At 73.1% G+C, this 16085-nt stretch carries 12 protein-coding genes; 7 read left to right on the top strand and 5 right to left on the bottom strand.

Going from position 1 to position 16085, the window contains the following annotated elements; all coding sequences use genetic code 11:
* Positions 1–83 precede the first annotated feature (83 nt).
* Genes IE237_RS04560 through IE237_RS04550 form a run of 3 tightly spaced genes read left to right on the top strand, consistent with a single transcriptional unit; the run spans position 84 to position 5280 of the window.
* Complete coding sequence (locus IE237_RS04560) at positions 84–875, top strand: hypothetical protein (RefSeq protein WP_229842246.1); 792 nt, start codon at positions 84–86, stop codon at positions 873–875.
* Between the two features lie 5 nt (positions 876–880).
* Positions 881–3109, top strand: a complete 2229-nt coding sequence (locus IE237_RS04555) for a bifunctional serine/threonine-protein kinase/ABC transporter substrate-binding protein (RefSeq protein WP_189800685.1) — start codon at positions 881–883, stop codon at positions 3107–3109.
* Positions 3110–3111: 2 nt separating this feature from the next.
* A complete protein-coding gene (locus IE237_RS04550) occupies positions 3112–5280 on the top strand; it encodes a bifunctional serine/threonine-protein kinase/ABC transporter substrate-binding protein (protein WP_189800439.1) in 2169 nt (722 codons plus the stop codon).
* A 50-nt stretch (positions 5281–5330) separates the two neighbouring features.
* On the opposite strand, the gene IE237_RS04545 is transcribed toward IE237_RS04550, so the two are convergent.
* The 5 genes from IE237_RS04545 to IE237_RS04525 all read right to left on the bottom strand — a co-directional run bounded on the left by IE237_RS04545 (position 5331) and on the right by IE237_RS04525 (position 12336).
* Positions 5331–6395: a 2-oxoacid:ferredoxin oxidoreductase subunit beta gene (locus IE237_RS04545; RefSeq protein WP_189800438.1), complete on the bottom strand. Its 1065-nt coding sequence runs from the start codon at positions 6393–6395 to the stop codon at positions 5331–5333.
* A complete protein-coding gene (locus tag IE237_RS04540) occupies positions 6388–8325 on the bottom strand; it encodes a 2-oxoacid:acceptor oxidoreductase subunit alpha (protein ID WP_189800437.1) in 1938 nt (645 codons plus the stop codon). The genes IE237_RS04545 and IE237_RS04540 overlap by 8 nt, the downstream gene beginning before the upstream one ends.
* A 295-nt stretch (positions 8326–8620) precedes the next feature.
* Entirely contained in the window at positions 8621–9292 is a 672-nt protein-coding gene (locus IE237_RS04535) for a LuxR C-terminal-related transcriptional regulator (RefSeq protein WP_308433038.1), read from the bottom strand.
* A gap of 307 nt (positions 9293–9599) precedes the next feature.
* The gene (locus IE237_RS04530) at positions 9600–10892 is read right to left on the bottom strand and encodes a sensor histidine kinase (RefSeq protein WP_189800435.1); all 1293 of its coding nucleotides are present in this window, start codon (positions 10890–10892) and stop codon (positions 9600–9602) included.
* Positions 10893–11136: 244 nt separating this feature from the next.
* Entirely contained in the window at positions 11137–12336 is a 1200-nt protein-coding gene (locus IE237_RS04525; RefSeq protein ID WP_189800434.1) for a sensor histidine kinase, read from the bottom strand.
* Between the two features lie 181 nt (positions 12337–12517).
* On the opposite strand from IE237_RS04525, the gene IE237_RS04520 reads away from it, so the two are divergent.
* The 4 genes from IE237_RS04520 to IE237_RS04505 are packed head-to-tail and all read left to right on the top strand — an operon-like array spanning position 12518 to position 16084.
* The gene (locus IE237_RS04520) at positions 12518–12946 is read left to right on the top strand and encodes an NADH-quinone oxidoreductase subunit A (RefSeq protein WP_189800433.1); all 429 of its coding nucleotides are present in this window, start codon (positions 12518–12520) and stop codon (positions 12944–12946) included.
* A complete protein-coding gene (locus tag IE237_RS04515) occupies positions 12937–13500 on the top strand; it encodes an NADH-quinone oxidoreductase subunit B (RefSeq protein ID WP_189800432.1) in 564 nt (187 codons plus the stop codon). Before IE237_RS04520 ends, IE237_RS04515 begins: the two co-directional genes overlap by 10 nt.
* Entirely contained in the window at positions 13497–15119 is a 1623-nt protein-coding gene (locus tag IE237_RS04510; RefSeq protein WP_189800431.1) for an NADH-quinone oxidoreductase subunit C, read from the top strand. The genes IE237_RS04515 and IE237_RS04510 overlap by 4 nt, the downstream gene beginning before the upstream one ends.
* On the top strand, positions 15116–16084 hold the full coding sequence (locus IE237_RS04505) for a complex I subunit 1/NuoH family protein (RefSeq protein WP_189800430.1): 969 nt from the start codon (positions 15116–15118) through the stop codon (positions 16082–16084). Before IE237_RS04510 ends, IE237_RS04505 begins: the two co-directional genes overlap by 4 nt.
* Position 16085: the final 1 nt, after the last annotated feature.

Raw genomic sequence — 16085 nt, 5'->3', positions numbered from 1 at the left:
TTGTAGACCGCGCGAGTTGATCTGCGGAGCCGTACGATCTCCCTCACCGACCGGGGGATCGTGTGAACGACCGTGGGGGAATCGTGAGAGACGCGTACGGAAGAGTGCTGCGCGCCGCTGCCGTGGCGGCGGGCGGGTTGCTCCTGGCGGGCTGCTCGTCGGGAGGCGGAGGGGACGAGGCGAAACCCTCCCGAGGGACACCGAGCGCGTCCGGGACGGCGACCACGTCACCGACCGCACGGGCCTTCACGCTGGACCCGAAGAAGGCGCCGCGCAACGCGGCCGACGCGAAGCGGCTCGCCCTCGCGATCGTGGCGGGGCCGGACGACTGGGGACCCGATTTCGCCAAGCGCACGCCGTTCCTCAGCGCCCCCGGCTCCTGGCCGGTCCTCGACGCGAACTGCGAGTGGGAGGTCGGGGCCCTGCCCCGGTCCGTCCTCTACAGCGTCACCGCCTACAGCGAGATCCCGGCCGCCGGCGGCAAGGGGCCCCTGCGGGTCGCCGCAACCGTCACCGTCCACCGCACCGCCGCCGACGCCGACTGGGAAATGGCCGAGACCCTGGAGGAAGCGCTGCACTGCCCGGATCAGCAGCTGCGCCAGGGCGAACGCATCACCGACCTCCAGTCGCTCGGCGTCCCCTACGGCTCCGACGAGAACCTGGACACCCTGATGGAGCGCGGCTCGTACCTCGCCGATGCCTTCAAGGGGCCGCAGTCCTACAGCTGGTACCAGCTGCGCATCGGACAGGTCAGTGTCGCCGCCGTCGTCAAGGGAGCCCCCGGCCGCACCCGGGCCGAGAGCGACGATGCCCAGATCCGGGCCAGCGCCACCATGCAGGAGCGCGCCAAGAATCAGTTGGGAGCCCAGTCGTGAGCCCGATGGCCGATCCCGAGCCCGGCGCGCTCCAGCCGCTGCTCCCCGCCGACCCGTCCACGATCGCCGGCTATCGCCTCCTGGGACGGCTCGGCGCCGGCGGCATGGGCGTCGTCTACCTCGGCCGCACCGAGAGCGGTGAGCTCGCCGCCGTCAAGGTCACCCTCGCCGACCACGCCGACCAGCCCGACTTCCGGGCCCGCTTCCGCCGCGAGGTCGAGGCCGCCCGCAGGGTCGTCAGCCCCTGGGCCGTGCCCGTGACGGGTGCCGACCCCGACGCGCCCGAGCCGTGGATGGCGACCGCCTTCGTGCCCGGACCCTCCCTCGGCGAGGCCGTCCGAGCCCACGGGCCGCTGCCCGAGCGGAGCGTACGGATCCTCTGCGGCGCCGTCGCCCGCGCCCTCGCCGCCGTGCACGCGGCCGGGCTCGTCCACCGGGACGTCAAGCCCGGCAACGTCCTCCTCGCCGTCGACGGCCCGCGCCTCATCGACTTCGGCATCGCCCGCGCCACCGGAGAGACCGCGCTCACGGCCACCGACATGGTCGTCGGCACCCCCGGCTTCCTCGCCCCCGAGCAGGCCGAGGCCCGCACCGACGCCATCGGCCCGCCCGCCGACGTCTTCGCCCTCGGCTGCCTCCTCGCGTACGCGACGACCGGCCGCCCGCCCTTCGGCTCCGGGGCCGTGGACGCCCTCATGTACCGGACCGTCCACGACGAGCCCGACCTCGCCGGCGTACCGGAAGACCTGCTCCCGTTCCTGGCGGCATGCCTCGCCAAGAACCCCGCCGACCGGCCCGCCGCCGAGGAGATCGCCGACCGGCTCACCGAGGGCATCCCCGGCACCTCCGCCGACTGGCTGCCCGCGCCCGTCGTCACCACCATCGCCGAACGCTCGGCGGCCATGCTCGCGCTGCCCGACATCGACGCCACCGCGCCCGGTACGGACCCGGCCGCCCCGGCCAGGACGAGCAGGCGCGGCTTCCTGCTGCTCGGCGCCGGTGCCGCCGTGATCGCCGCGGGCGGCGGCGCCTTCGCCCTGCTCGACCGGCGCGACGACACCGGCGCCGACGGGAAGCACCCCGCGCCCAAGCCCCGGAACAACTGGGCCATCGGCGTCCTCGCCGACCTCTCCGGACCCGCCCGGGAGATCGGCCGGGCCCAGGAGCGCGGTGCCCGGCTCGCCGTCGAGCGGTTCAATGCCGTCCACAAGGGCAAGCCCTTCACCCTCGAACTCAAGGTCTCCGACGACCGTGGGGAACGGACCGGCGCCCTCGCCGCCGCCCGCCGGCTCACCACCGACCCCTCCGTGCTCGCCGTCCTCGGCCCCACCTCCGACGACACCGGCATCGCCGCGCTCCCCGCCTTCGAGGAGGCAGGCCTGCCGCTCCTCACCACCTCGGCCGGCTACAACCTCTTCACCCTGAGGGGCGAAAGCGGCGGCGCGCCGAACACGACCGTGCTGCGCGCCATCCCGAACCACTTCATGGCGAGCGTCTACCTCGCCTGGTCCACCACGCTCCTGCCGCAGATCCGCCGCCCGGGAGTCCTCCAGGAACGCACCGACGACCAGTACAGCTGGCAGTGCAACAGCGGCGCCCGCTTCGGCTTCAAGCAGGCGGGCATCAAGCCGTACTTCCGGGTCGTCCCTGGCCGGGCCACCGACTACCGTTCGATCATCGGGGAGATGATCGACTCCGGCATCGACGCGTACGTCCACAACGGCGTCCGCTCCACGGCCGTGCTCGCCGCCCGCGCCCTGAAAGAACTCGGCTTCACCGGGCCCCGGTTCACCGGCCAGCACGTCTTCGGGCCGGAGTTCCTGAAGGAGGCCGGGAGCGACGCCGAGGGCTGGTTCGTCTGCGCGCCCGTCATGGACCCCGTCCAGCGGGCCGCCGACCCGAAGGAGAAGGCGGCCGACCGCAAGCTCACCCAGGACTTCCTCGACGCCCACAGCAAGCGCTACGGCACCACCCCGGCCTTCTACACCGGCGAGTCCTTCGACGTGGTCGACCTGGTCACCAGCTGGCTCGCCACGAGCGCGGCCAAGGGACCGCTCAGCCGCAAGGGCCTGTGGGGGGCCCTGCGGAAGCAGAAGCACACCGGGGCCATGGGCGGATACCAGTTCCAGGACAACGGCGAGCTCACCGGTATCGGCACCTTCCTCTACGGCGTGCAGAAGGGGGCCTACAAGTACCTCGGCCCCGCCCCCGCCGAGCCCCAGAAGAAGGCCTGAGCATGCAGCCGCTCAAGAAGGCCGACCCGTCCTCGATCGCCGGCTACCGGCTGCTCGGGCGGCTCGGCACCGGCGGCATGGGCGTGGTCTACCTCGCCCGGTCCGCCGGCGGGGCGCTCGCCGCGCTCAAGCTCATCCGCGCCGAGCACGCCGCCGACCCCGGCTTCCGGGCCCGCTTCCGCCGCGAGACGACCGCCGCCGAGCGGATCACCGGCCGCTGGGTCGTCCGCGTCCTCGGCGCCGACCCGGAGGCCCGCGAGCCGTGGCTGGCCACCGAGTACGTGCCCGGGCCCTCGCTCGCCGAGGCCGTCGCCCTGCACGGCGCCCTGCCCGAGCCCACCGTCCGCACCCTGGGCGCACGGCTCGCCGACGCCCTCGACGGCATGCACGCGGCCGGGCTCGTCCACCGCGACGTGAAGCCCGGCAACGTCCTCCTCGCCCTCGACGGGCCCCGGCTCATCGACTTCGGCATCGCCAGGGTCAGCGGCGCCACCGCGCTCACCGCCACCGACGCGATGATCGGCACCCCCGGCTTCCTCGCCCCCGAACAGGCCCGGATCGCGGGCGCCGGCGAGGTCGGCCCGGCCGCCGACGTCTTCTCGCTCGGCTGCGTCCTCGCGTACGCCCTGACCGGCGAACGCCCCTTCGGTACGGGCGCGGTGGCCGCCGTGGTCTACCGCACGGTTCACGAGGAACCCGATCTCGCCGACGTACAGGAGACCCTGCTCCCGCTCGTCACCGCCTGCCTCGCCAAGGACCCCGCCGACCGGCCGAGCGCCGCCGAGGTGCGGGACGCCCTCGGCCCGTACGAGGGCCCGGCGGCGGGGAACTGGCTGCCGCCAGGCCTGCCCGCGCTGATCGCCCAGCGCTCGTCACGCGTCCTCGACCTGCCGGTCGCCGACCCGACCATGCTCGACCCCCAGGAGCCGCAGGGGACGTCACGTCGCCGCTTCCTCGCCGTCGGAGCGGCCGGAGCCGTCGCGGTCACAGGCGGCCTCACCGCCTGGCTGCTCGGCCGCGATCCGGCCACCGGAACGGGGCCCGGGACCGTGCGAACGGCGTACACACTAGGGGTCCTCACCGACCTCAGCGGTCCCGGCAGGACGGACGGGCGTGGCCAGGAACGAGGGCTGCGCCTCGCCGCCGAGACCTTCAACGCCCGCGCCGACCGGCCCTTCGACCTGGTTCTCAGGGTGACGGACGACGGGGGAGACCCCAAGCGGGCCGCCGCCGGGGCCCGCGCCCTCCTCAAGGACCCGGCCCTGGTCGCCGTCCTCGGCCCGACGGCCTTCGGGACGGCCGTGGCGGCAGCGAACGTGCTCGCGGATCCGAGGGTGCCGATGCTCAGCCTGGTGCCGACGGTCGCGCTGGGGGAGATCCGGAGTCAGACGCCGGAGATGGCCACGTACTTCGAGATGCGGCCCCAGGAGGATGCGATGATCCTGCCCTTCGGCCGCTACCTCACCGCACACCACCTGGGCCGCACCGCGGTCATCGAGGACCGGGCCGCCGGCACCTACAGCTGGTCCGCCGCCCAGACCGCGCGGAGAACGCCCCCCGCCGGAGGCACGGTCACGGTGCACCGGGTCGCGGCGGACACTGAGGACTTCGCCCCGGCGGTCCGGGCGGCACTCGCCACTTCGCCGACGGGCGTGTTCTACATGGGCACGTCGCCGCGCCGGGCCGCTCTGTGCGCCAAGGCACTGCGGCAGCAGGGCTACCGGGGCTCGCGCGGAAGCGTCGAGGCCGCGCTCCGGCCGGAGTTCGTCGCCGTGGCAGGGGCGGCCGCCGAGGGCTGGTACTTCGGGACGGGCTACACCGATCCCGACACGGTCCCGGCCGCGAAGGAGTTCGCGGCCGCGTACCGCAAGCGCTGGCGGCTCGCGGCCGCGGACCCGGTGGACCGCTTCGCGGTGGAGTCGTACGACGCCCTGCTCTGGACGGCGCAGGCGCTGCGCTCCGCCCTCCGGGGGAACGCGGTGCGCCTGGGCGCGGCGATGGCGAACGCGTTCATGAAGGAGGACCAGTCGTACCGCGGTGTGGCCAGGTCCTACAAGGCCATGTCCACCGACCGCTCGGAGTCCCGGTTCGACGGACTGACCCTCTGGCAGATCAGGTCCGGAAGACCCCGCTGCCTCGGCCCGTACGCCGAGGCGGCGAAGCGCGACTGACGGCGTACAGGGCCCGGCCCGCACCGCGGACCGGGCCCTTGACGCGCGATCTACCCGACGACCGTCCAGGTGTCGTTGCCCGCGAGGAGCTGGCCCAGGTCGCCCTTGCCGTGGCGCTCGACCGCCGTCTCCAGCTGGTCCGCCATGAGCGTGTCGTACACGGGACGGTCCACCGAGCGGAAGACGCCGATCGGCGTCTGGTGGAGGGTGTCCGGGTCGGCCAGGCGCGACAGCGCGAACGCCGTCGTCGGGGTGGCCGCGTGGGCGTCGTGGACGAGGATCCGCGACTCGTTCTCCGGGGTGACCGTGACGACCTGGAGGTCGCCGGTGGCCGGGTCGCGGACGACGCCCTTCTCGTTCTCGGCGCCGAAGCGGATCGGCTGTCCGTGGGTGAGGCGGATGACCGCCTCCTTGGCCTGGTCCTTGTCCTTGAGGACCTCGAAGGCGCCGTCGTTGAAGATGTTGCAGTTCTGGTAGATCTCGACGAGCGCCGTGCCGTTGTGCTCGGAGGCCTGGCGGAGCACCTCGGTGAGGTGCTTGCGGTCGGAGTCGACCGTGCGGGCCACGAAGCTCGCCTCGGCGCCGAGGGCCAGCGACACCGGGTTGAAGGGCGCGTCCAGGGAGCCCATCGGGGTCGACTTGGTGATCTTGCCGACCTCGCTCGTCGGGCTGTACTGGCCCTTGGTGAGGCCGTAGATCCGGTTGTTGAAGAGCAGGATCTTCAGGTTGACGTTCCGGCGCAGGGCGTGGATCAGGTGGTTGCCGCCGATGGAGAGCGCGTCGCCGTCGCCCGTGACGACCCAGACGGACAGGTCGCGGCGGGAGGTGGCGAGGCCGGTGGCGATGGCCGGCGCGCGGCCGTGGATGGAGTGCATCCCGTAGGTGTTCATGTAGTACGGGAAGCGGGAGGAGCAGCCGATGCCGGAGACGAAGACGATGTTCTCCTTCGCCAGGCCGAGTTCCGGCATGAAGCCCTGGACGGCGGCGAGGACGGCGTAGTCACCGCAGCCCGGACACCAGCGGACCTCCTGGTCGGACTTGAAGTCCTTCATGGACTGCTCGGCCTCGGCCTTCGGCACCAGGTGGAGGAGCGAGTCACTGCGCGACTCAGGCATCGATGACCTCCTTGAGGGCGGCGGCGAGCTGCTCGGCCTTGAACGGCATGCCGTTGACCTGGGTGTGGCTGCGGGCGTCGACGAGGTACTTCGCCCGGACGAGGGTGGCGAGCTGGCCGAGGTTCATCTCGGGGATCACGACCTTCTCGTACCGCTTCAGGACCTCGCCGAGGTTCTTCGGGAAGGGGTTGAGGTGGCGCAGGTGGGCCTGGGCGATGGGACCGCCCTCCCGCCGGATGCGGCGGACGGCGGCCGTGATCGGCCCGTAGGTGGAGCCCCAGCCGAGGACCAGGGTGCCCGCGCCGTCCGGGTCGTCGACCTCGATGTCCGGGACCTCGATGCCGTCGATCTTGGCCTGACGGGTGCGGACCATGAACTCGTGGTTGGCGGGGTCGTACGAGATGTTGCCGGTGCCGTCCTGCTTCTCGATGCCGCCGATGCGGTGTTCGAGGCCGGGGGTGCCGGGCACGGCCCACGGGCGGGCGAGGGTCTCCGGGTCGCGCTTGTACGGCCAGAAGACCTCGGTGCCGTCGGCGAGGGTGTGGTTCGGCCCGGTCGCGAACAGGGTCCGCAGATCGGGGAGTTCCTCGACGTCCGGGACGCGCCAGGGCTCGGAGCCGTTGGCGAGGTAGCCGTCGGAGAGCAGGAAGACCGGCGTGCGGTACGTGAGCGCGATCCGGGCCGCGTCGAGGGCCGCGTCGAAGCAGTCGGCGGGCGTCCTCGGGGCCACGACCGGCACCGGCGCCTCGCCGTTGCGGCCGTACATGGCCTGGAGGAGGTCGGCCTGCTCGGTCTTCGTCGGCAGACCGGTGGACGGGCCGCCGCGCTGGATGTCGACGATCAGCAGCGGCAGTTCGAGCGAGACGGCGAGTCCGATGGTCTCGGACTTGAGCGCCACACCCGGGCCGGAGGTCGTCGTGACGGCGAGCGAGCCGCCGAAGGCCGCGCCGAGCGCGGCGCCGATGCCGGCGATCTCGTCCTCGGCCTGGAAGGTCCGCACGCCGAAGTTCTTGTGCTTGGACAGCTCGTGCAGGATGTCCGAGGCCGGGGTGATCGGGTACGAGCCGAGGTAGAGCGGCAGGTCCGCCTGGCGGGCGGCGGCGACCAGACCGTACGAGAGGGCCAGGTTCCCGGAGATGTTCCGGTACGTGCCCGTGGGGAACGCCCGGGTCGCGGGGGCGACCTCGTAGGAGACGGCGAAGTCCTCGGTGGTCTCGCCGAAGTTCCAGCCGGCCCGGAAGGCGGCCACGTTGGCCTCGGCGATCTCCGGCTTCTTCGCGAACTTCTGGCGCAGGAAGGTCTCGGTGCCCTCGGTCGGCCGGTGGTACATCCAGGAGAGCAGCCCGAGCGCGAACATGTTCTTGCTCCGCTCGGCCTCCTTCCGGGACAGGCCGAACTCCTTGAGCGCCTCCAGGGTCAGCGTCGTCAGCGGCACCGGGTGGACCCGGTAGCCGTCGAGCGAGCCGTCCTCCAGGGGCGAGGTCGCGTACCCGACCTTGGCCATGGCGCGCTTGGCGAACTCGTCGGTGTTGACGATGATCTCGCCGCCGCGCGGCACGTCCCCGATGTTCGCCTTGAGGGCGGCGGGGTTCATCGCGACCAGCACGTTCGGGGCGTCGCCCGGGGTCAGGATGTCGTGGTCGGCGAAGTGGAGCTGGAAGGACGACACGCCCGGCAGGGTTCCGGCGGGTGCCCGGATCTCGGCCGGGAAGTTCGGCAGCGTGGAGAGGTCGTTCCCGAAGGACGCCGTCTCCGAGGTGAAGCGGTCACCCGTCAGCTGCATGCCGTCTCCGGAGTCACCCGCGAAGCGGATGATCACCCGGTCGAGCCGGCGCACTTCCTTCTCGGTGCCGTGGTGGGGCGTCGCCGGGGCGCTGCGCTGCTCCCCGACCAGGGCCTCACCGGCCTCGCTACTGACCTGGCTGGTCACTGAACTGGACCTCCCTCGCGGCAAGGGGACTCTCCGCCGGAGGCGGGGAGAAGGCTCGGGGCGCGGGAGGCGATCGCCGGTGGAGATCACCGGTGGAGATCACCTTCCGTCCCGTGGCCCACCCTACGACGGTGAGGGGGGCCCTCCCGGGACTTCTCACATCATGGACCTCTTTTTGAGACGCCCTCTTGCCCTGAATCGTCACGTTCTGTCGCCACCCGGAGTGTTCCGGAAAGTCTGGTTCCGCCTCATCCCTTGGAACTAGGACCAGGTTATCTGACAGGGTGTCAGATGATCAGGACTTCAGGTACGTCAACACCGCGAGTACCCGGCGATGATCGCCGTCACTCGGGGAGAGCCCCAGCTTCAGGAAGATGTTGCTGATGTGCTTCTCCACCGCTCCGTCGCTCACGACCAGCGCTTTCGCGATCGCCGAGTTCGTCCGGCCCTCCGCCATCAGACCGAGGACCTCCCGCTCGCGCGGGGTCAGGTTCGCGAGCACGTCCTGCTGACGGCTCCGGCCGAGCAGCTGCTGCACGACCTCCGGATCCAGGGCCGTACCGCCCCCGGCGACCCGCACGACCGCGTCCACGAACTCGCGGACCTCCGCGACCCGGTCCTTCAGGAGATAGCCCACGCCCCGGCTGGAACCGGCCAGAAGTTCGGTGGCGTACTGCTCCTCCACGTACTGCGACAGCACCAGGACACCCAGCCCCGGGTACTCCTTGCGCAGCCGCACGGCCGCCCGCACGCCCTCGTCGGTGTGCGTCGGCGGCATCCGCACGTCCGCCACCACCACGTCCGGCAGCGCGCCCTCACCCGCGAGCCCCGCCACCGTCTTCACCAGCGCCTCGCCGTCCCCGACCCCGGCGACGACCTCGTGCCCCAGATCGGTCAGGAGCCGGGTCAGACCCTCCCTGAGCAGGACGGAATCCTCGGCGATGACCACCCGTACCCGCGCTGCCACGTCTTGCACACTCACGCCCTGCCGCCCCCATGCTCCGGTCATCCGATGACCCCTTCAGCATGGCACTTCACCCAGGCCCACGGGGGCCTGGCCCCGGCCGTGTGGGCAGTCGTCCCGCTGGGGCGATGGGGGTCCCAGTGACGGTGCACTGGGGTGCGGGTCAAAGGCGCGGGAGCCTCGGGCGCCGGCAAGGGCGCCGTTCCGTTGTGCCCACCCGTTCCGCCCCAGCGGAACGATTGCCCACAACGGCGCGGCGCGGGCCCACAACGGGCGCGGGGCGCGGGCCCGTGAACGGCCCGGCCAGGGCTTACGCGCGCCAGGGCAGTTCCACCGTCACCGTCGTCGGACCCCCCGCCGGCGAGTCCACCGCGAGCACCCCGTCCACCGCGCCGACCCGCTCGGAGAGCCCCGCGAGACCGGACCCGCCGCCCTCCACGCTCGCGCCGCCCACGCCGTCGTCCCGGACCTGGAGCATCAGCCGGTTCTCCGTCCGCCACACGTCCACCCAGGCGCGCCGGGCGCGCGAGTGCCGGGTGACGTTCTGGAGGAGTTCCGAGACCGTGAAGTACGCGATGCCCTCGATCGCCGGAACCGGCCGGGCCGGCAGGTCCACGTCCACGGACACCGGGACCGCGCACCGGGAGGCCACCGCCGACAGCGCCGCGTCGAGCCCCCGGTCGGTGAGGACCGCCGGGTGGATGCCCCGGGCGAGGTCCCGCAGCTCCTGGAGGGCCAGCTTCACCTCGCCGTGCGCCTCGTCGACGAGTACCGCCGCCGCCTGCGGGTCCCGCGCCAGCTTCTCCTTCGCGAGCCCCAGGTCCATGGCGAGCGCCGCGAGCCGGGCCTGGGCGCCGTCGTGCAGGTCGCGCTCGATGCGCCGCAGGTCGGCCGCGGCGGTGTCGACGACCACGCCCCGGTCGGACTCCAGCTCCGTGACGCGCGAGGCCAGCCGGGACGGGCCGAGGAGCCCGGAGACGAGGAGCCGGTCGACGGAGACGAGCCCGCGCAGCACCCACGGTCCGATGAGGACGAACACGAGCCCGATCAGACTGGTCACGGCGATCTCGAAGGGCGCGTCGAGGTAGAAGGAGTGGGTCGCGTCCCCGTACAGCTGGATCCCGTCCTGCCCGACCCAGGTGGGGAAGACCCACTGCCACAGCGGGTACGTGAAGAGGCTCCAGCCCCAGGCGTACAGCGCCACGGTCACCGAGAACGAGAACACCGCCCACGGCATGTGCAGGAACGCGTACAGCAGGTGCCGCCAGGACGCGCCGCTCTTCAGCATGGCCCCCATCCATGAGAACGCCCCGCCGGTCCGCCCGCGCACCGGCTCCGGCGCGGCCACGTCGAGGCCGAGCAGCCCGCGCGCCCGGGCCCGCTCCACCGCGCCGAAGCCCCGGCACATGGCGAGCGCCCCGGCCAGGATCGGCACACCGAGGAAGGTGATGAGCAGCCCGGCGCCGGCCGAGACGAAGGAGACGGAGAGCGCGAACCAGAGGATGCTCAGCGGCAGCCCGATCAGCACGTACCCGAAGGCGCGCCAGGTGCGGGCCTCGAACGGCGCGCGGATCGCGGCGGGGAGTCGGTGGGAGGCGGCCATCGCGGTGTTCCTTCTCTGCTCGGAGCGGCTCGGGGGGTGCGGGCGGTACGTGATCCAGGGTTCCGTCCCGCGGCCCGCCGGACCATGAGGCGGGTGGGCGTCTCGGGGCGGGGGTTTTCCCTACCGGCGAGACCGGCGAGACCCCGGCCAGACCGGCGAGGCCCGCGAGAGCCGGGAGACGCGCGGGACCGGCCAGACCGGCCATACCGGCCAGACCCGCAAGACCCGCGAGCCGCGGAACGGATCAGGCCGTCGGCCGGGAGCGCCACGGCAGCTCCGCCGTGACCGTCGTCGGACCGCCCTCGGGGGAGTCGAGGACGAGCAGCCCGTCGACCGCGCCCAGCCGCTCCGCGAGCCCCGCGAGCCCCGTACCGCCGTCGAAGCGCGCCCCGCCGGCCCCGTCGTCCCGCACCTGGAGCATCAGCCGGTCGCCCGCCCGCCAGACCTCCACGGCGGCGGACCGGGCACGGGAGTGCTTGGACACGTTCTGGAGGAGCTCCGACACCGTGAAGTACGCGATGCCCTCGATCGCCTCCGCCGGCCGTTCCGCCAGGTCCACGTGCACCTTCACCGGCACCGTGCAGCGCGCGGAGACCGAGGAGAGGGCGGCGTTGAGCCCCCGGTCGGTGAGGACCGCCGGGTGGATGCCCCGGGCGAGGTCCCGCAGCTCCTGGAGGGCCAGCTTCACCTCGCCGTGCGCCTCGTCGACCATCGCCGCGGCGGCCTCCGGGTCCTCCAGCAGCTTCTCCTTCGCGAGGCCGAGACCCATCGCCAGGGCCACGAGCCGGGCCTGGGCGCCGTCGTGCAGGTCGCGCTCGATGCGCCGCAGGTCGGCCGCGGCGGTGTCGACGACCACGCCCCGGTCCGACTCCAGCTCGGCGATCCGCCGCTCCAGCTCGTCGGAGGGCGAGAGCAGCCCCCGGACCATGCCCCGGTCGCCGTTGGCGAGGCCGCGGGCCAGGAAGGGCAGCACGGGCCAGAGGACGACGAGCGAGACCAGCCCGACGGTGAACGTCACGATCCCCCAGGGCAGCCGGATCAGCCCGTACAGCTGGGTCCGCCAGGCCACCGGGTCCTTCAGCGAGGCCCACAGCCAGCCGAAGAAGCCGGTGTGCCGCGGGTGCGGGGAGGGCTCGGCGATCCGCATCCCGAGCAGGGCCCGCGCCCGTGCCCGTTCCGACCGGCCGAGCAGGCGGGCACCGCCGAGGCCGAGGGCGAGCAGCGGCAGGCCGATCACGGTCACGGCGAGGCCCACGCCGAGCGCGATGCTGACGACCGCGTAGACGAAACCGGCCACGGCCGTGAAGAGATTGGAGAGGAGGAAGGCGATCTCCTTCCAGGTCTCCTTCCCGTAGGCGAACCGCAGCGGCGGACGGGGGTTCTCGGCCGAGCCGGAGAGGTCGGACGGCTCTGGGGACTCGACGGGATCAAGATCGGCGCTCATGGTCCCCAGACTGCCGGTCGGGCAGGGCGCGACGCCATGGGGGAGGTGGGTCAGGGCGAGGGGGGATATCCCCACCGGCGCGGGCCCACGCGCGCGTACCGGTGGGTATGCGAGAAGGCACCCGCGACTGCTTACGGTCCCTTTAGCAGGGCCTAGACTCGCGTGCGTACAGAAGTGACTCATGAGACACCGAGACCGAGGGGCGGACGTGCGGGAACCGACCGTTGTCGCGGCCGACGCGGCGGACTACTTCCAGACGTACTCCGTCGTCGGCCTGCTGGCCGTCGTCGGCGTGCTCTTCGTCGCCGTGGCGTTCGGCGCGGGCCGGCTGCTGCGGCCCGTCGTGCCGACGCCGGAGAAGCTCCTCACCTACGAGTGCGGTGTCGACCCCGTGGGGGAGGGCTGGGCCCACACCCAGGTCCGCTACTACGTGTACGCCTTCCTCTACGTCATCTTCGCCGTCGACTCGATCTTCCTCTTCCCCTGGGCGACGGTCTTCGCGGCGCCCGGCTACGGCGCCACGACCCTGGTCGAGATGTTCGTCTTCCTCGGCTTCCTGGCCGTGGGGCTGCTCTACGCGTACAAGAAGGGCGTCCTGTCATGGACGTAACACCCCTGCCCGCTCCGAAGCTGGGGACGCTCGCCCGCCTGGCCCCCGAGCCGATGAAGGTGGTCCTGAACTGGGGCCGCCGCTACAGCCTGTGGGTCTTCAACTTCGGGCTCGCCTGCTGCGCGATCGAGTTCATCGCCGCGTCGATGGCCCGGCACGACTTCATCCGCCTCGGCGTGATCCCCTTCGCGCCGGGACCGCGCCAGGCCGACCTGATGATCGTCTCCGGCACGGTGACGGACAAGATGGCGCCGGCGGTGAAGCGCCTCTACGAGCAGATGCCGGAGCCGAAGTACGTCATCTCCTTCGGCGCCTGCTCGAACTGCGGCGGCCCGTACTGGGACTCGTACTCGGTCACCAAGGGCGTCGACCAGATCATCCCCGTCGACGTCTACGTCCCGGGCTGCCCGCCGCGCCCCGAGGCGCTGCTCCAGGGCATCCTCAAGCTCCAGGAGAAGATCGCCCGCGAGAGCCTGGCCGAGCGGTACGCGACCGCCGCCACGGTCTCCCAGCTGACGAGCCCCCTGGTCCCGCCGCCGGGAGGCACGGAGTGAACCGGTACGACTCCCTCCCCGACGCCGTCACCGAGATCTTCGGCGAGGAGGCGACGGCGGAGCAGGCGTACGACCTGCTGACCGTCGACGTCCCGCCGTCGACGTGGCTCGCGGCGCTGGAGACCGCCCGGGACAGCCTCGGCTGCACGTACTTCGACTGGCTGAGCGCGGTGGACGAGCCGGGCACCGGCTTCCGCGTCTGCGCGCACGTCGTGGCGCTCGGCGACGGCCGGCCGCGCCGCCTCCTGCTGCGCACGACCGTTCCGCACGACGCCCCCGTCCTCCCGACGGCGATCGGGATCTACGCGGGCGCGGGCTGGCACGAGCGCGAGACCCACGAGATGTTCGGCGTGGCCTTCGAGGGCCACCCGCACCTCGTCCCCCTCCTGCTCCCCGAGAACTTCGAGGGCCACCCGCTGCGCAAGGACTTCGTCCTCGCGGCCCGCGTCGCCAAGGCGTGGCCGGGCGCGAAGGAGCCGGGCGAGTCCCATGACGGCGGCGGTCCGAAGCGCCGCCAGATGCTCCCGCCGGGCGTCCCGGACCCCAACGAGTGGGGCCCCCTCAAGGGCCAGCTCCCCCCGGCCCCCACCCGCCCCGCCCGCGCGACGGCAGGCGACCGCCCGGCCCGCGCCGCGGCGGGCGACCGCCCGGTCCGGCGCGCCCGCTCGGTCACGGAGGGCTCGGCGAGCCAGACGACCCCGGAGCCGGGCGCGCCGGTACGCCGTTCCCGCTCGGTCTCCGAGGGCTCGGCGAGCCAGGCGGCCCCGGAGCCCAAGGCCACGGAGCCCGAGAACCCGGCGACCCCGGAGCCGGGCGCCCCGGTACGCCGCTCCCGCTCGGCCTCCGAGGGCTCGGCGAGCCAGTCGGCCCCGGAGCCCGGCGCGTCCACGGAAGCCCCGGCCGCAGCGGCCCGCCCGCCGCGCCGCAGCCGCTCGGCTGCCGACGGCTCGGCGAGCCAGACGGCCCCCGAGCCCGAGAGCCCGGCGGCCCCGGGCGCGGCCGCCACCCCGCGTACCCGTAGCTCGGACGCCCCGTGGCACCACGCCCGCCCGGCCTTCGACGACAAGCCACCGACACCGCCCACCACCGAGCCCGCGAAGCCGGAGGCAACGCCCCCGGCGAAGACCGACGGCCCGGAGCCCCAGAAGCCCGGCGGCGCCGAAGCGCCGCCCGCCGCCGAACCCGGCGGCACCGAGGCGCCGGCTGCGGAGGCCGCGGCTCCTGCGGACACCGAGGCACCGGCACCGGAAGCCGCTGCCCCTGCGGGCACTCCGGCCTCCGGGCCGGATGCCGCGGCCCCTAGCCCGGACGTCCAGGCCTCCAGCCCGGAGCCCCAGAAGCCCGGCGGCACCGAGGCGCCGGCACCGGAAGCCGCCGCCCCTGCGGACACTCCGGCCCCCGGCCCGGACGTCCCGGCCTCCGAGCCGGACGTCCCGGCCCCCGGCCCGGACGCCCCCGCCCCCGCGCCGGACACCCCGACCCCCGACCCCGACGCCCCCGGCTCGGGCAGTGCGTCCGCTCATGAAGGTCCAACCGATGCCGGTGCCTCCGCCGAGCCGCCCGCAGGGCGGGGCGGCATCGACAACCCCACCGACCCCGCCGGAGGCGATCCCGCGTGAACGACGCACTCGACGTCGCCGTCCGGCTGCTCATCGTCTTCGGCGTCTTCCTCGTGCTGCCGCTCGTCGTCGGGCAGACCGAGCACAAGGTCATGGCGCACATGCAGGGCCGTCTCGGCCCCATGTACGCGGGCGGCTTCCACGGCTGGGCCCAGCTCGTCGCCGACGGCGTGAAGTTCGCGCAGAAGGAGGACGTGGTCCCGAAGGACGCGGACCGGCGGATCTTCCAGCTCGCACCGGCCGTCGCCCTCCTCCCGTACCTGCTCGTCCTCGTCGCCATTCCGATCGGGCCCAGCGAGGGAGCCGTCGGGCAGGTCGTCGACGCCGGCATCTTCTTCGTGCTCGCCGTGATGGGGGTCGGCGTCCTCGGCTCGCTCATGGCCGGCTGGGCCTCCGCGAACAAGTTCTCGCTGCTCGGCGGCCTCCGTACCGCGGCTCAGCTCCTCGCGTACGAGCTGCCCATGCTCCTGGCCGCCGCCTCCGTCGCGATGGCCGCCGGCACCGTCTCCCTGCCCGGCATCCTGAACGCCTTCGAGTGGTGGTGGCTGCCCTGGCAGATCATCGGCGCGCTCGTGTTCTTCGTCGCCGGTCTCGCCGAGCTCCAGCGGCCCCCGTTCGACATGCCCGTCGCCGACTCGGAGATCATCTTCGGCGCGTACACCGAGTACACCGGTCTCCGCTTCGCGCTCTTCCTGCTCGCCGAGTACGCGGGCATCGTCGTCCTCTGTGGTCTCACCACCGTCCTCTTCCTCGGCGGCTGGCACGGCCCCTTCGGCGCCGACGGCCTCGGCTGGGTCTGGACCCTCCTCAAGACGGCCGTCCTCGCCTTCGTCGTGATCTGGCTGCGGGTCTCGTACCCCCGGCTCCGCGAGGACCAGCTGCAGAAGCTGGCCTGGACGACGCTCGTCCCGCTCGCCCTGGCGCAGATCGCGCTCACCGGCATCGTGAAGGTGGCGATCCAGTAAC

The organism is Streptomyces tanashiensis, from assembly GCF_014648895.1.
Classification (GTDB): domain Bacteria; phylum Actinomycetota; class Actinomycetes; order Streptomycetales; family Streptomycetaceae; genus Streptomyces; species Streptomyces tanashiensis.
This window is presented reverse-complemented; position numbering and strand designations above follow the sequence as displayed.

Excerpts from the sequence above, each read along its gene's own strand:
- IE237_RS04520 (WP_189800433.1), top strand. The coding sequence starts at position 12,518 with ATGAGACACCGAGACCGAGGGGCGGACGTGCGGGAACCGACCGTTGTC.
- IE237_RS04530 (WP_189800435.1), bottom strand. The coding sequence starts at position 10,892 with ATGGCCGCCTCCCACCGACTCCCCGCCGCGATCCGCGCGCCGTTCGAG.
- IE237_RS04515 (WP_189800432.1), top strand. The coding sequence starts at position 12,937 with ATGGACGTAACACCCCTGCCCGCTCCGAAGCTGGGGACGCTCGCCCGC.
- IE237_RS04545 (WP_189800438.1), bottom strand. The coding sequence starts at position 6,395 with ATGCCTGAGTCGCGCAGTGACTCGCTCCTCCACCTGGTGCCGAAGGCC.
- IE237_RS04550 (WP_189800439.1), top strand. The coding sequence starts at position 3,112 with ATGCAGCCGCTCAAGAAGGCCGACCCGTCCTCGATCGCCGGCTACCGG.
- IE237_RS04525 (WP_189800434.1), bottom strand. The coding sequence starts at position 12,336 with ATGAGCGCCGATCTTGATCCCGTCGAGTCCCCAGAGCCGTCCGACCTC.
- IE237_RS04555 (WP_189800685.1), top strand. The coding sequence starts at position 881 with ATGGCCGATCCCGAGCCCGGCGCGCTCCAGCCGCTGCTCCCCGCCGAC.